9 protein-coding genes are annotated in these 15,766 nt (G+C 36.2%); all 9 read right to left on the bottom strand.

What is annotated here, in order from left to right; all coding sequences use genetic code 11:
• Positions 1-68: 68 nt before the first annotated feature.
• The 9 genes from B0A75_RS14560 to B0A75_RS14520 all read right to left on the bottom strand — a co-directional run bounded on the left by B0A75_RS14560 (position 69) and on the right by B0A75_RS14520 (position 15,765).
• Positions 69-1,199 carry an efflux RND transporter periplasmic adaptor subunit gene (locus tag B0A75_RS14560; protein WP_089055010.1) on the bottom strand — a complete coding sequence of 377 codons (1,131 nt, stop codon included), beginning with the start codon at positions 1,197-1,199 and terminating at the stop codon, positions 69-71.
• A gap of 4 nt (positions 1,200-1,203) precedes the next feature.
• Positions 1,204-5,583: a CusA/CzcA family heavy metal efflux RND transporter gene (locus B0A75_RS14555; protein WP_089055009.1), complete on the bottom strand. Its 4,380-nt coding sequence runs from the start codon at positions 5,581-5,583 to the stop codon at positions 1,204-1,206.
• An 86-nt stretch (positions 5,584-5,669) separates the two neighbouring features.
• Positions 5,670-6,047 (bottom strand): hypothetical protein, encoded by a 378-nt coding sequence (locus tag B0A75_RS14550; protein WP_089055008.1) that lies wholly within the window; start codon positions 6,045-6,047, stop codon positions 5,670-5,672.
• A gap of 244 nt (positions 6,048-6,291) precedes the next feature.
• Positions 6,292-8,619, bottom strand: coding sequence for a glycoside hydrolase family 20 protein (locus tag B0A75_RS14545; RefSeq protein WP_089055007.1), 2,328 nt, complete (start codon positions 8,617-8,619; stop codon positions 6,292-6,294).
• Positions 8,620-8,739: 120 nt separating this feature from the next.
• The gene (locus B0A75_RS14540; RefSeq protein ID WP_089055006.1) at positions 8,740-10,374 is read right to left on the bottom strand and encodes a beta-N-acetylhexosaminidase; all 1,635 of its coding nucleotides are present in this window, start codon (positions 10,372-10,374) and stop codon (positions 8,740-8,742) included.
• A 239-nt stretch (positions 10,375-10,613) separates the two neighbouring features.
• Positions 10,614-11,468, bottom strand: a complete 855-nt coding sequence (locus tag B0A75_RS14535) for a fumarylacetoacetate hydrolase family protein (RefSeq protein WP_089055005.1) — start codon at positions 11,466-11,468, stop codon at positions 10,614-10,616.
• A 60-nt stretch (positions 11,469-11,528) separates the two neighbouring features.
• Complete coding sequence (locus B0A75_RS14530) at positions 11,529-12,113, bottom strand: LutC/YkgG family protein (protein ID WP_089055004.1); 585 nt, start codon at positions 12,111-12,113, stop codon at positions 11,529-11,531.
• Between the two features lie 20 nt (positions 12,114-12,133).
• Complete coding sequence (locus B0A75_RS14525; RefSeq protein WP_089055003.1) at positions 12,134-13,507, bottom strand: lactate utilization protein B; 1,374 nt, start codon at positions 13,505-13,507, stop codon at positions 12,134-12,136.
• 2 nt (positions 13,508-13,509) lie between these two features.
• Complete coding sequence (locus tag B0A75_RS14520) at positions 13,510-15,765, bottom strand: glycoside hydrolase family 95 protein (protein WP_089055002.1); 2,256 nt, start codon at positions 15,763-15,765, stop codon at positions 13,510-13,512.
• Position 15,766 lies beyond the last annotated feature (1 nt).

Genomic DNA, 15,766 nt, shown 5'->3' with positions numbered 1-15,766 from the left:
TTAACTAAATAACTCTTTTTATCAACATCAATCTTTTTGACTTTATGACTTTCAAACTTTCGGCTTACTTATTCATCTCCGCCATTCATAAAAGTCATCAAAAGCGTATACGCATTCTTAATTACAATTTTTGACGATTTATTAATTACCGAAGATTTAATTTGACGGAAACCATCAGTCGTAGTTCCCGGTTCTACCACAACCATTTTGTATTGATTATTTCCGCTTAAAGCGAAAACAAAAAACTTGCCCTGCCATCTTACTACTGCATCTTCCGGAACTGTAATGGCTTTTTCGTTCTCAAATTCTGCTTCAGCATTAATAAAAAGTCCCGGAATTAATGTGTTATCGTATTGATTAACTTTACAAATAACTTCGGCAGCACGATCGTCGTTAAGACTGCGGTTGATATACGCAATCTTTGCAGAGAATCTCTTCGAAGGATTAGCATTCGTAAAAGCACTTACCGTTTGTCCTGTCGAAAGTAAATGAATATCTTTTTCAAAAGCATTCATAACCAATACAATATCGCTCATTTCCATCAATTCAAAAAGCATATCTGTTGGAGCAATATATTTTCCAACATTTACATTAACTTTAGATACGACTGCATTTATAGGCGAAACAATCGAAACCGTTTTACTGATATTTGAAGCCGAAAGCGTTTTTACATTAATCCCTAACAACGATAATTTTTGTGCCAGCGAAGCCATATAAATACGCTGCGTCTGTATTTCTGTAGCCGTTTGTTCGTACAATTTATCGCTGCTTGCTTTCTTTGCATTTAGTTCTTTTTGTCGGTCATATTCGCTTTTAGCCAACTGAAATTTTTCTTTCGCAGTAAGATAATCCTGTTGTAGTTGTATATATTGCATATCTTCTACAACGGCTAATAATTGTCCTTTTCGAACATGCATTCCTGCCATTAAATCTGTTTTTTTAATATAGCCGCCAAGCGGAATACTAACCGAAACAACACTTTTTGGCGGAACCGTTACAGTTCCCTGAAGTTGTAATATTCCTTTTACTGTTCTTTCTTCCGGATTTCCCACAACAAGCCCCGCATTTTTAATTTGTTCGTTGCTTAACTGAATGGTGTTTTCCTGTTTTTGTACTGTTTCTTTCTCCTGATTCTTTTTATCACTGTGGCACGAAACCAGAAATAAAAGACCAAAAATCGTGATGATATATGTTTTCATTATCTTATAAATTAGTGAGAGTTTGAAGATTTATGATCGCTTTATTGTAATCGTTAATCCTGTCGAGATATTCATTTTTAATGGTAATTGCCTGATTTACGACTAAAACCCATTGCAAGTAATCAATGTCACCGTTTTCCAGCTGACTGTTTGCAGCATCAATAATAACAGTCGCATTTTTAAGTCCTTCGTTTTCGTAATAATCAAGGCTTTCTTTATACTTTTCGGCTTCACTTACAGCGTTGGCGATTTCTGTTGTCATTTCGACTTTTACCGATTCGGAAATCATTTTGTAATTTTCGTATTCGATTTTTGCCGCTTTATTGCGTGAAGACTGACTCGAAAAGAATAACGGAATCGATAATCCCAAATTCACATAACTAAACCTGTGACTGCTGTCATAATACACTTCCTGCCCTGCAACACTGGTTTGTGTACCAATAATGCTTAAATTATTATATCCTACCATAATATCCGGCATTAACTTAGCTTGCTCTGTTTTCCATTTCCATTTTGCAGCTTCAGTTTCGTGATTCGAAAGTTGAATTTGAGGAAGTTCAGCCGTATTTATTTTTTCGTTTAACGAAATAGCAAAATCATGTTTTATATTTTCTCCATTCGGAACATGCACCACACTATCCTGCAATATGGTATTAAACGATTTCAGCGTAATGGCAATATCTTTATTAACCATTGTAAGCTGATTGGTGTAAAATTGCCTTGCTGATTGAGAGGCGCTTTTTTCTAATACATTAGTTTCTCCTGTTTTATAACGTAAATCAGATTTTTGTTCCATTAACCTGTAGATAGAATCGGCGTAAGCCAATAATTCTTTTTTACTGTTGAGCCAGATATAATAATAAAACAAGCTTCTCACATTCGATTTAATCTGTTGCGAAGTCAATTGTGACGTGACTTTGGCAACATTATAGTTTTCCTGTAACGCTTTTTTCTGATTGCTGTATAAAGTAGGAAAAGCAAAAGTCTGGCTTACGCCAAAGCGAGAATCATTAATACTGCTATTAAACTGACCATAATCAGCATCTAAAGCCAATTTTGGAATATCATAAGCCGATTTTTGCAATTGTTCTTTAGATTTTTCGTTAAGCTGAGCCGATTTAATTCTTCTGTTATTCTGAAGTGCAATCGACAAAGATTCATCCAGAGAAACAGGCTTTTGCTGCGATTTTACTGAAGTTGTAATCAATAAAGCAACAAGTAATAAAGTCAGTTTATCCATTTTGTTTTTTTTGATTTTTTTTGAAAATACTTTAGTATGATACGTCATTAAATAAATTGCCGGAAGTACAAAAAGAGTCAGCAAAGTTGCCGTTATTAATCCGCCAATAACCACTGTTGCTAACGGGCGTTGTACCTCTGCTCCTGCTCCGTTACTTAAAGCCATTGGCAGAAATCCTAAAGAAGCCACCGCAGCGGTCATTAATACTGGACGCAATCTGTTTTTGGTTCCTGTAATGATAATATCAAACGGATCTGTAATTTCACCTTGTTTCTGTATTCGATTAAATTCAGAAATTAAAACAATTCCGTTTAATACGGCTACACCAAAAAGTGCAATAAAACCAACACCGGCTGAAATACTAAAAGGCATATCGCGCAAAGCAAGCCCAAATACGCCACCAATCGCCGACAACGGAATGGCGGTAAAAATGATAATTCCTTCTTTAAACGATCTGAAAGCAAAATACAATAAAGCCAAAATCATAAACAAAGCTGCCGGAACAGCAACGCCCAAACGCGATTTTGCCTGTTGCAGATTCTCGAAAGTACCGCCATAGGTGATATAATATCCGGGATCGAATTTAATTTGACTATTGACTTTTTTCTGTAATTCCTCCACAATCGATTCGACATCACGGCCTCTTACATTAAACCCAACAATAATTCTTCTTTTGGCATCTTCTCGCTGAATTTGGTTAGGTCCTTCCACTTCTTTTACCGAAGCCACCTGATACAACGGAATCTGCATTCCGGAACGGGTTGAGATTAATAGATTTCTAACGTCCGAAATGTCTTTTCTTCCGCTGGCTTCAACTCTTACCACCATATCAAAACGCTTTTCGCCTTCGTAAATACTTCCCGCCACAGCACCAGCAAACGCAGCATTTACAGTTTGGTTGATATCTGAAACATAAATCCCGTATTTCGCCATTTCTGCCCAGTCATAATCAATTACGATTTGAGGCATTCCTGTTACTTTTTCGACATACAAATCTGTTGCGCCTTCGACAGTTTTACTGATTGAACCAAGTTTTTCAGCATATTCGGCAAGTTTATTTAAATCTTCACCGTAAATTTTACAAACCAAATCCTGTTTGGCTCCGGTCATTAACTCATTAAAACGCATTTGCACCGGAAACTGAAAACCTGTTGTAACTCCTGGAGCTACTTGTTTTACGGTTTCGGTCATTTTATCTGCCAGTTCCGGAAACGAAGAAGCACTTGTCCATTCTGATTTATCTTTTAAAACAATAATCATATCTCCGCCTTCAATAGGCATTGGATCTGTTGGAATCTCGGCACTACCAATTCTCGAAACTACTTTTTCGACTTCAGGATATTCCGTTTTAAGTGTATTTGAAATTTTCTGAATCGTTTCTGTTGTCGTCGAAAGATTGGTTCCTAACAACAATCGGGTTTCCACCGCAAAATCTCCTTCTTCTAACTGCGGAATAAATTCTCCTCCCATTCGGCTGAAAAGCAACAAAGCAATCCCGAATAATACAAAGGCCGAAATGACAATTCCTTTTTTCATCTTTAAAGCTTTGGACAGCCAGTTTTCATAAAGCCCTTCCAATTTGGTCATGATTCGGTCAGAAAGATTGGGTTTATGACTGACCTTTTTGCTGATGAACAAAGCGCTCACCATTGGTACGTAAGTAAGTGAAAGAATAAATGCTCCCAAAATGGCAAAGGCAACAGTTTGTGCCATTGGTTTGAACATTTTACCTTCAATTCCTTCTAATGATAATATTGGGAGATAAACAATCAGAATAATGATTTGCCCAAAAACGGCAGCATTCATCATTCGTCCGGCAGATCCTGTCACTTCCTTATCCATTTCTTCCTGCGAAATGGTATCGATGCCTTTGTACTTTTTGGCACTGTGAATATGATGTAAAATCGCTTCGACAATAATTACAGCGCCATCGACAATCAAACCAAAATCGAGAGCACCAAGACTCATTAAATTTCCGCTTACGCCAAAGGTGTTCATCATAATAATGGCAAACAACATCGCTAACGGAATTACGGAAGCCACGATAAATCCGGCTCTTAAATTGCCCAGAAAAAGAACTAAAACCAGAACGACAATCAATGCGCCTTCGATAAGGTTTTTCTCAACTGTACCAATCGCATTGTCAACCATTTTGGTACGATCTAAAAAAGGTTCTATTTTTAAGCCTTTTGGCAGAATCTTTTCAATTTCGGCAACACGTTTTTTTACATTAACGATAACATTATTAGCATTTTCACCTTTCAGCATCATCACGATTCCACCAACAGATTCACCAATATCATCTGTCGTTAAAGCACCATAACGTATCGCTGAAGACATTTTTACCTCGGCAATATCCTTGATTAAAATTGGCGTTCCTGCCTGTGTATTTTTGACAATGATATTTTGAATGTCTTTAATATTTCGCTTTAATCCAACACTTCGGATATATAATACAGTTGGGCCTTTTTCAATATAAGCGCCTCCCGTATTTTCGTTATTGTTGTTTAAGGCGGTAAAAACTTCTTTTATAGTCAGATTTTGCGCTTTTAATCGCGACGGATTTACGGCAATTTCGTATTGTTTTAGCTTCCCCCCAAAGGTAGCCACATCAGCAATTCCGGGAGTTCCCAGAAGTTGTCTTCGAATCGTCCAATCCTGAATCGTACGTAAATCTTCGAGAGAATATTTGGTTTCATAACCTCGTTGCGGTTTTAAAACATATTGGTAGATTTCTCCCAAACCTGTTGTTGCCGGAGCCATTTCGGGAATACTGGCATTCTCAGCAATTTCTACTTTTTGCAAACGTTCTGCCACTTGTTGACGTGCCCAATACACATCAGTATCATCGGCAAAAACAATCGTAACAAGCGAAAGTCCGAAACGAGAAATACTTCGACTTTCTTTTAGCTGCGGAATATTGCTAATCGCTTGTTCTATCGGAAAAGTGATTAAGCGTTCTACATCTTCAGCACCCAGCGACGGAGCGGTTGTAATAATCTGAACCTGATTGTTGGTGATGTCAGGAACGGCATCAATTGGTAAACGGGTTACTTCAAAAATACCGTAGATAATCCACAGCAAGGTGAAAACCCCAATTACCAGTTTATTTTTAACTGAAAATTGAATGATCTTATTGAGCATAATTTTATTTAATTTTTTTGAAATAATACTGTTATAGCCAAAACATAAAAATGTCCTGACCACAATAAAAATCTTAGAAAATTAATTTATGCCAAAGGAGGTCTGAATACCGAAAATAAAGCGGGATTAGAATATAAGTTTGAAGTAAACGGAATTATGTCTGATTCTGAAAAATCAGCATTAAAAGGAATATCAAATGTGTGTTTTTCTGCGGGAACAAATACAAGCTGAAACGAAGCGCTCGAAATATGCTTAAACGGAAGCTGCATATCGCGATCAGTATCATTATCATTGATATCTTCTCCCCAATAATGCATTTCCAAAAAATCAATAAAGCTTACATTATGTCTTTGCTGGTGTTCCTTGTAATGTTCGATCAATACAGGCAATTTATAAAACTGCTGAAAGAACCCAATATTGGATACAATTAGAAAGATGAATATGTAGACAATTTGTTTTTGCACTTTACAAATTTAGAACATCTAAAAGAATAATCTGTTATCTAAAAAACAAAAAACTACTAGATTTTTAATATTTAACAAAAAATGCTTTCCAATAGTTGAAACCAGTAGCAAGGTTTCAAACTTGGGATAATCAGACACAATATTCAGAATAAAAAAGAGGTCAAATTTCGCGGCTTGCGAAACTGACCTCTTTTTTTAGACATCATTCAAATTAAAAAGTTTTTCTACTTTTTTATACTGTCACTTACTCAACCATAATTTCATCAACAAACAACCACGCTGATTGTCCTTCTCCAGGATGGCCTTTAGGACATTGCCCCAAATTCTTGGCTGTAACACGGACAAACTTAGCTTTCTGCGATGCAAATTGAGCTGTAAAGTCTTTTATTAGAATGTCCTTTTCAGAAGCTGCAATAGAGTTCGTCTCTGTTTTTACTTCTTTAAAAGTAACACCATCTTGAGATATTTCAAATTTTACATATTGCGGCAGGAATATCCATTGGCTCCAATTTTGAATACATCCCAAAGTAATACTGCTTATTGATGTACTTTCTCCTAAATCTATAGTAGCAATTAAATCATTTTCATTGAAACCATGCCATTGTTTGCCAATATCTTTTGTACCTCTAAAACCATCAATCAAAGTATTGACTCCATTTGCACGATAGTGAGTGCTGTTGGCATTTGTGTAACTTATTGTTTTTCCAGTTGCTTTATTAAAGGTAAAAGATTGTTCTGCAGGTTTTGCACTAACTACTTTATTATTTATAACCGTGATTGCTTTTACGGTCATAGAACTATTTACTACAAATGGCTTTTCATATTTAATACTGCTTATAGATGGTGTACTTCCGTCAGTTGTATAATAAATTACGGCCTCTATTTGATCTGTATCGAGTTCTATAAAAAGTTTATTGTTCTCGACTACTGGCTTAATATCTACTTTGAAATTTCCTTTTGAATAACGAATTCCTCTTTGCTCAAAACCTTCTAGGTGCGGTTGCAAACGTTCGGCAAAGTTTTTCCAATCACGCTGTTCTTTTTTAGACCATAATACTTCTGCCAAAGCAAGCATTCGAGGCAGAATCATATATTTAACATGTTCAGCGGTACTTATGTATTCTGTCCATAAATTGGCTTGTGCACCCAAAACACGTTTAGCATCTTCTGTAGTTAATTCTACTGGAATTGGGTCATAATTGTATACTTTTTTCAACGTGTTAAATCCGCCTATCGCAAGAGGTTCAGTTTCAGGATCACCTTGATAATGGTCAAAATAGTAAGGAGAACCAGGTGTCATCACAACATCATGTCCCATTTTAGCTGCTTCTATTCCTCCTGCTTCACCGCGCCAGCTCATAACAGTTGCTTCTGGAGCTAATCCGCCTTCAAGAATTTCGTCCCATCCAATCATTTTTCTGTTATTCGAAACTAAGTATTTTTCCATTCTGCGAATAAAGTAACTTTGCAATTCTTTCTCGTCTTTCAATTGCTCTTTTTTCATTCTCGCTTGACATTTAGCACAATGTTTCCAGCTCGTTTTGTCTACTTCGTCTCCTCCAATATGAATATATTTTGAAGGGAAAATTGCCATCACTTCTGTTAATACATCTTGCAAGAATGTAAAAGCCTGATCGTTTCCTGCACAATAATTACTTTCTACTTTACTGGCTAAAAAATTACCTGATTGTGCGAAAGTATTTTTAGGATTACATGATAACTCAGGATATGCCGCCATTGCAGCTTCAGAGTGGCCTGGCATTTCTATCTCCGGCACAACTGTAATATTTCTTGCTTTGGCATAAGCCACAATCTCTTTTGCTTGTTCTTGAGTATAATAGCCGCCGTAAGTCGATTTACTTCTGTCGGCATTAAACTCTATTTCAGCCCAATTCCATGATTTTCCCCAATCATCAACTCGCCAAGCGGCTTGTTGGGTTAATTTAGGATATTTTTTAATTTCTAAACGCCAGCCTGCACCATCAACTAAATGCCAATGAAAAACATTCATTTTATAAGCTGCCAGTAAATCAATAAATTCTTTTACCAATTCAGGAGAAGCAAAATGACGGCTGACATCTAACATCATCCCTCTCCATTGAAAGCGAGGATAATCTTTTATTTCCATACTTGGAATTTGAACCAAATCATTTGTACGGCTAAAAGGCAGTGTCTGCAATAAAGATTGTACGCCATAAAATAATCCTTTGGATGTATTGGCTCTGATATGAATTTCTTTTGGATTTACAGAAAGTAAATATCCCTCGTCTCCAATTTCTTTGATTTTTTCGATACTAAAAACAATCTCTTTTCCACTTGTTTTAGTATTGTTTAATTCAAATCCTGTAACCCGTTTCACATATTCTTTAAAAAAGTGAACTACTTTTTCAGAAGCCGCATCTTTCTTATCTACTTTTATAACTGTAGAATTATCAAAGGAGAAACTGCCTTGTTTGATCTCTAAACTAACGGGCTGTGGTATTATATGAACGGACTTTTGCGCCTGCAATTGCATCGAAAATACCAATAAAGCGGTTATAATTAAGTTTGTGGTTGTTTTTGTGGTTTTCATTATTTGATAGAATTAGCTAAAAGTTAATTTTTGAAAATCAAATTTCGTTTTGATCTTCGAAGTTGGACAAATAACAAAAGACAGCCCAAATTGAGCTGTCTTTTTATTTATTGCATGTTATTATTGCTCTTTAAAATAATTTGCTCCCCACATGGTATAACGTTTTTTCATGGTTTCAATTTTTGTTTGAAACTGAGACCAATCTTTTTTATCTTTTGGAGACCATAAAACTTCACTTAAGGCACTTAAACGAGGGAATATCATGTATTCTACTTTGGCAGGATTTGCCATATATTCTGTCCATACATTTCCTTGCGCTCCCATAACGTATTTTGCCTGCTGCTCATTTAATTCTTTAGGAATTGGCTCATAGCTGTATACTTTTTCTAATGGCAAGAACCCTCCAATAGTAACTTCTTTTTCGTTTTTAGTTTGCGAATGATCTAAATAAACATGGCTTCCTGGTGTCATAATAACCTGATGATTTTCTTTTGCTGCAGCAATTCCGCCCTCTTCGCCTCTCCAGCTCATTACGATCGCATTTGGAGCCAAACCACCTTCTAAAATTTCATCCCAGCCAATTATGGTTCTTCCTTTAGCATTCACATATTTTTCGATGCGTTGAATAAAATAACTCTGAAGACCGTGCTCATCTTTTAAGCCTTTTTCTTTAATCATCTGCTGACAGAACTCGCTTTTTTTCCAAGCATCTTTTGGAGCTTCATCGCCTCCAATATGAATATATTTTGAAGGGAATAAAGCGATTACTTCATCCAATACATCTTCTAAGAATTTAAAAGTATTTTCAGTCGGAACAAAAATATCTGCATGTACGCCCCAAGTTTCTTGAACGATCTTATTTCTTCCGTTGGCCATTTCTTGCTTACTCTTATCTGAAATCATATTAGCAGGAAGATTGGTTTTCTCATTAGGAAAACAGCTCAACTCAGGATAAGCCGCAATTGCTGCACTGCTGTGTCCCGGCATTTCAATTTCTGGAATTACTGTAATAAATCTATCTGAAGCATATTTTACAATATCTTTTACTTCCTCTTGAGTATAAAAACCACCTTCTGCTGTATTATCACTTCCTTTACCTGGATATCTTCCTACGATGCTTCCATTTCGTTTAGACCCAATTTCAGTAAGTTTAGGATACTTTTTAATTTCAATTCTCCAACCTTGATCTTCGGTTAAATGCCAATGAAAATAGTTCAATTTATGCAATGCCAAATAATCAATATACTTTTTAACGAAAGCAACCGAGAAAAAATGACGTCCAACATCAAGCATCGCGCCTCTGTAAGCAAAACGAGGTTCGTCTTGTACATTTACTGATGCTATTGCAAGATTGTTGCTTTTTTCTACAGGCAATAACTGAATAAGAGTTTGAATTCCGTAGAAAGTTCCAATAGGAGAATTTCCTATAATTTCAACACCACTTTTATCAGATTTTAAACTATATCCTTCTCCTTTAAGTCCTTGAATGCCCTTAAGACTTGATAATTTGATATAATTCTTAGTTGCTTTTTTAACTACAGGCAATACAAAACCATAATAATCAGATAAATAAGCATTTAAAAAAGCTGCCGAAGCATTATCTTCTTTATTAGCAGCAACCAAACTTGTTTGTGCATTAATCACAAAACTTCCAGCATTTTTAACAACTTTTACCGGCTGAGGGATAATATTCACTTCTTGTGCAAACGATAATGTGCAGCATAACAGAAGCGAAAAAAGAAATGACTTAACCATATTTACTATTTTTTAATTATTTTAAAATTATAAACTCTTGGTGTGTACGATAACACCATCAAAGAAAAACATAATAAATTTATCTAACAAATTGAAACATAGATTTTAGACAAAATAAAATCCATTTCTTACACAAAATAAAATTTGTAACTTTTAGATACATGAAACGTCTTTTTTTGAGGCTTCAAAATCTATGTTTCTATGTGTTTTAACTAATTTTACCCAAAGGGTCCATTAATTTATTTTGCGTATGCTACAGCATGTTGCTTACTGCTGCCTAAACCATCCATACCTAATTCGATCACATCTCCTGCTTTGATATAAATAGGTTCTGGTTTTATTCCTAAACCTACACCCGGCGGAGTTCCAGTACTAATTATATCTCCTGGAAGCAGTGTCATAAACTGACTTAAATAATGCACTAGAAAAGGAATTTTGAATACTAAATTTGAGGTGTTACTGTTTTGAAATTTTTTCCCGTTTACGGTTAACCACATTGGTATATTATTCACATCTTCAATTTCGTCCTGCGTTGCCAAAAATGGCCCAAGCGGTGCAAATGTGTCGCTTCCTTTTCCTTTTGCCCATTGTCCTCCGCGTTCGATTTGAAAAGCTCTTTCGCTGTAGTCGTTAAGCAAAGCGTAACCTGCAACATAATCTAAAGCTTCAGCTTCTTCTACATAACTTGCTTTTTTTCCTACTACAAAAGCCAGCTCAATTTCCCAATCGGTTTTTTCGCTGTTCTTTGGAATAATCAAATCATCATTTGGTCCGCACAGCGAAGTTGTTGATTTAAAAAAGATAATCGGCTCTGCTGGAATCGGTGCATTAGTTTCATGACAGTGATCCACATAATTTAATCCAATACAAATTATTTTTGAAGGTCGTGCTACAGGAGATCCTAAACGAACTGAAGCATCAACTTCTGGTAAAACTGGATTACTTTCTAATGCTTTTTTTAATTTTTCTAATCCCTTTTCTTCGAAAAACGCTTCATTATAATCTGTTACTATTGAAGATACATCAAATCTTTTTTCATCTATTAAAATACCCGGTTTTTCTTTACCGGCTTCTCCAAATCGTATTAGTTTCATTTTATTCTTATTTAATATATTATACTTTGTCTTATCTATTCAAATAATTATTCTTGTCTATTATTCCAAAACATAAATCACAGCGCTTCTTGCTCCGTGCGCCCCAATTACTAACGATTGCTCTATATCGGCAGTTTTAGATGGCCCTGCTATAAAGGCACCAAATCCTTCTTTCGAAACATCCAGTTTTTGATAAGCCTGATGTAAAGTATCTACAAGATTTTCTTTTTCTATTACTAAAACCAAATGCTGGCAAATAAAAGGAACGAGTCTGTTTATCATTTGACTTTCGTAAACCCAAACAGCGCCATTTTCTGCCACTCCAAGTGTTCCTTTAACATATGCTTTTTCTACTTTTTCTAATTCAGATGCAGTTAAAAAAGCGGCTTGTTCATCTACATTTCCAAGCTCAGCTACTGCATTTATCACAAAACTCCCACTCTGCTTATCAAGAATTAATTGTTCTTTAAGCACTGAAATATCACCGATTAATTCCGTCTTACCACCGATACTTTCTAAAACTGTTCTAAACTGCGCATATACATCATCATACTGAATCACAACGCTGCTGTCAATAACAGGAATCTCAATAAATTCAGGCTGATTCATTGCTATGGCATTCAATATGTTTTCTCTTGCACTCATGTTTTATATTTTCTGGTATTTTAGTTTTGGCTTTTCTTATTCTTTAAATACCAATCTCTAAAAGAATCTTTTGGAGGAACTGGCATTTCTCTTTGTTTGAACCAAACATTAAATTTATTGTTTATCATAAAAGGGAATAACTGCATGCTCTTTCTTCCAACTTTTCCCATTAAACGATAAATTTTAGGATTCGAGAATAGGAAATTCATTCCTTTCATGCCTATTTTTTTACTTCCTGCAACATAACCTTCGGAAACAATTACTTGTCTCCATTTCCATAACTGTTCGTGGATGTTAATTTTTACTGGACATACATTACTGCAGCTGCCGCATAACGTTGAAGCAAATGGCAGATCGGCATTGGCTTTCATATCTAAATTTGGATTCAGAATAGAACCAATTGGCCCTGCAACAGCAGTATGATAACTATGTCCGCCGCTTCTGCGATATACGGGACAAGTATTGAAACATGCGGCACAACGAATGCATTTCAAGGAATTTCTAAAATCTTCTCTCCCAAGTTGTTTACTGCGGCCATTATCTACAATAACAATATGCATTTCCTGATTCGCTCTAGGTTTATGAAAATGACTTGAATAAGTTGTGATAGGCTGACCTGTAGCACTTCTGGCTAATAATCTCAAAAACACTGATAAATGCTCTGCTTTTGGAATCAATTTTTCAAAGCCCATGCAGGCAATGTGTACAGGTGCTGTGTGTGCTCCCATATCAGCATTTCCTTCATTGGTGCAAACTACGAAACCGCCTGTCTCTGCAATGGCAAAATTAACTCCAGTAATCGCCAATTCCGATTCTACAAACTTATTTCGCAAGTGTTGTCTCGCTGCCTCGGTTAAATATTGCGGATCATTATTTCCTTTTTGGGTTTGTAAATGCTCATGAAAAGTGGCACTAACATCTTCTTTTTTTAGGTGAATTGCAGGCAGTACAATATGACTTGGCGGTTCTTTTCTGAATTGAACAATTCGCTCTCCAAGATCTGTATCCACTACTTCTATTCCGTTATGCTGCAAATATTCATTCAAATGACATTCTTCGGTAAGCATACTCTTGCTCTTCACAATTTTCTGAATACCGTGTTTTTTGATGATTTTATGAACGATTTCATTGTGTTCTTTGGCATCTGAAGCCCAGTGAACTTTTATGCCATTGGCAGTAGCTTTTTCTTCAAATTCTTTTAAATAATTGGAAAGATTAGAAAGTGTAGCATTTTTAATCTGAGATCCCCATTCACGCAGCTGCTCCCATTCAGGCAAACCATGCGCAGCTTTGTCTCGTTTTTCACGAACAAACCATAAAGTTTCGTCGTGCCAATCGGTTCTTGGCTCGTCTGCTATAAACTTTTCCGCTAAATCGGCATGGGTTGTCTTCATAATTACTTCTTACTAATCTCTTTCAATTCTGCATTAAACGTATAACTTTTACCTGGCTGTGTTGTGATTTCAATATTGTTGCTGCCATTTTGTAATTTACAAACTCCACCAACTTTTGAGAGTACTTTTGCGCTCACCAACTTACCTTCGTCCCATTTCATATCTACTTCAAACCCGCCTCTAGCACATAAACCTTTTGCTTCTCCTTTTTTCCAATTCTTTGGGAGTGCAGGAAGCAATTGAATTTTGTCTGTTTGACTTTGAATAAGCATTTCTGCCATAGCAGCAGTAATTCCGAAATTTCCATCTAATTGAAACGGCGGATGATTGCAAAATAAATTAGGTAAAGTATTGTATGTAAGCAATCCACGAAGCATAATGGCTGCACGGTCTCCTTCACCCAAACGCGCCCAAATCGCACAACGCCAAGGCCAAGTCCATGAACGACGACTGTCACCAACAGTAGACTCAACAGTAAAAGGTGTGTTTTCATTTTTTCCAAAATTTCCACTTCGGCTGCGTAATGAAAGTACAGCTCCTTTCGCTAATTCGGGTGTAATAGTATTACTGATTTGACGTCCTGGATATACCGCAAAAAGATGCGATGTATGGCGATGCTCATCATTTGGATCATCGCGATCTACTTGCCATTCTTGCAACTGTCCCCATTTTCCAATTTTATTTGGTGCTAAACGAGCTTGCATATCAGCCACTTTCTTTTGATAATCACTATCAATGCTAAGTGCTTTGGCTGCGTCTAGATAGTTTTGGAACAAATCCCAAACTAGCTGCTGATCCATCATTACTCCATCTTCACGCGGACCATGCTCAGGCGACCATCCATTTGGAACCATTAATTGTCCATTTGGCATCGTTTTTAAATTATCTTCCCAATATTCGCAAACTTCTTTAATAATAGGATATGCCGTACGACGTAAATAATCATTATCTTTAGTAAATGCCCAATGTTCGTAGACATGCTGTGCATACCAAGCGCTTGCAGGTATATTCCATTCCCAGCCATTTCCGCCAAATATATTTTGACTGGTACGAGCTGTCCAGCCGCGTGTTTTTTCTCCAAAAGCTTTGCGGGTAGCTATACGACACGGTTCTTGAGCAGCAACGATAAAATCAATCAAGGGCAAATGACATTCTGATAAATTAGTCGATTCGACTCCCCAATAATTCATTTGAATATTGATATTGTTGTGATAATCACTTGCCCATGCAGGTGTGTTGCTGTCATTCCATAAACCTTGCAAATTTGCTGGTAAGCCTCCAGGCCGAGAACTGCTTGCTAATAAATAGCGTCCATATTGAAACATTGTTTCTTCTAAATCAGGATCAACTCCGCCAGCTGCATATTTTTTTAAACGTTCATCGGTTGGCAAAGTTGAAGTAACTGCATCAGAGCTTCCTATATTGAGATAAACGCGCATTAGTATCGAACTCAAATCTTTTAAATGAGCTGCTCTAAGTTTTTCGTAACCTTTGCTTTTTGCAGTTGACAATTCTTTTTCAATACGCGGCATAGGATCTTCTCCTCGCCAATTTGATTTATAATCTGGTTTATAATTTGTTCGGGCATCTAAAATCAATGTCAATGAATTACAGTTTTCAAAGATCAAATTTTCACCTTCAAAGCGTATTTTTCCTCCTTTATTTTGTACTAACAGTTTGGCTGCATATTTTAGATTATTTGGCATTTCTCCTATAAAACTTATACTGCTCATCGAAGCTTTGCTTATTGCTCCTTGAGCTGAATTAAGAGAAATAGTTCCTGAAAAAACATTCTTCCCATTAGCTTTATATTCAAAAACCATTACTTGATCTGGATAACTGGCAAAACCTTCACGGCTGACTTTTACTTTATTTTGAACAAATTCGGTTTGATGAATCCCAGTCGAAATATCAAGTGAGCGAGAATAATTAGAAAAAGCACTTTTGTCTGTAAAATCAATTATAATTTCTCCAAAATTGCGGTATGAACCAAATCCATGATCACCTGTTTCGTATTCACCATCCCAGTTGTTATCTCCCGACCAAAGGCTTTGTTCATTAAACTGAATAACTTCTCGTTCTACTCCACCAAAAAACATGGCTCCTAACCGTCCATTGCCAATAGGTAAAGCCTCAGCAGACCATTTCGCGGCTGGCTGTTTATACCATAGTTTTATGGGTTGATTCTTCTGTGCCAAACAAACTGAATCAACAAATAATACAAGTACTAAAAGCGTAAATAATTTAATTTTATTCATT

Origin of the sequence: Flavobacterium oncorhynchi (assembly GCF_002217355.1) — a bacterium.
Taxonomy (GTDB): Bacteria; Bacteroidota; Bacteroidia; order Flavobacteriales; family Flavobacteriaceae; genus Flavobacterium; species Flavobacterium oncorhynchi.
Note: the sequence above shows the minus strand (reverse complement) of the source record. Positions and strands in the feature narration are given on the sequence as shown.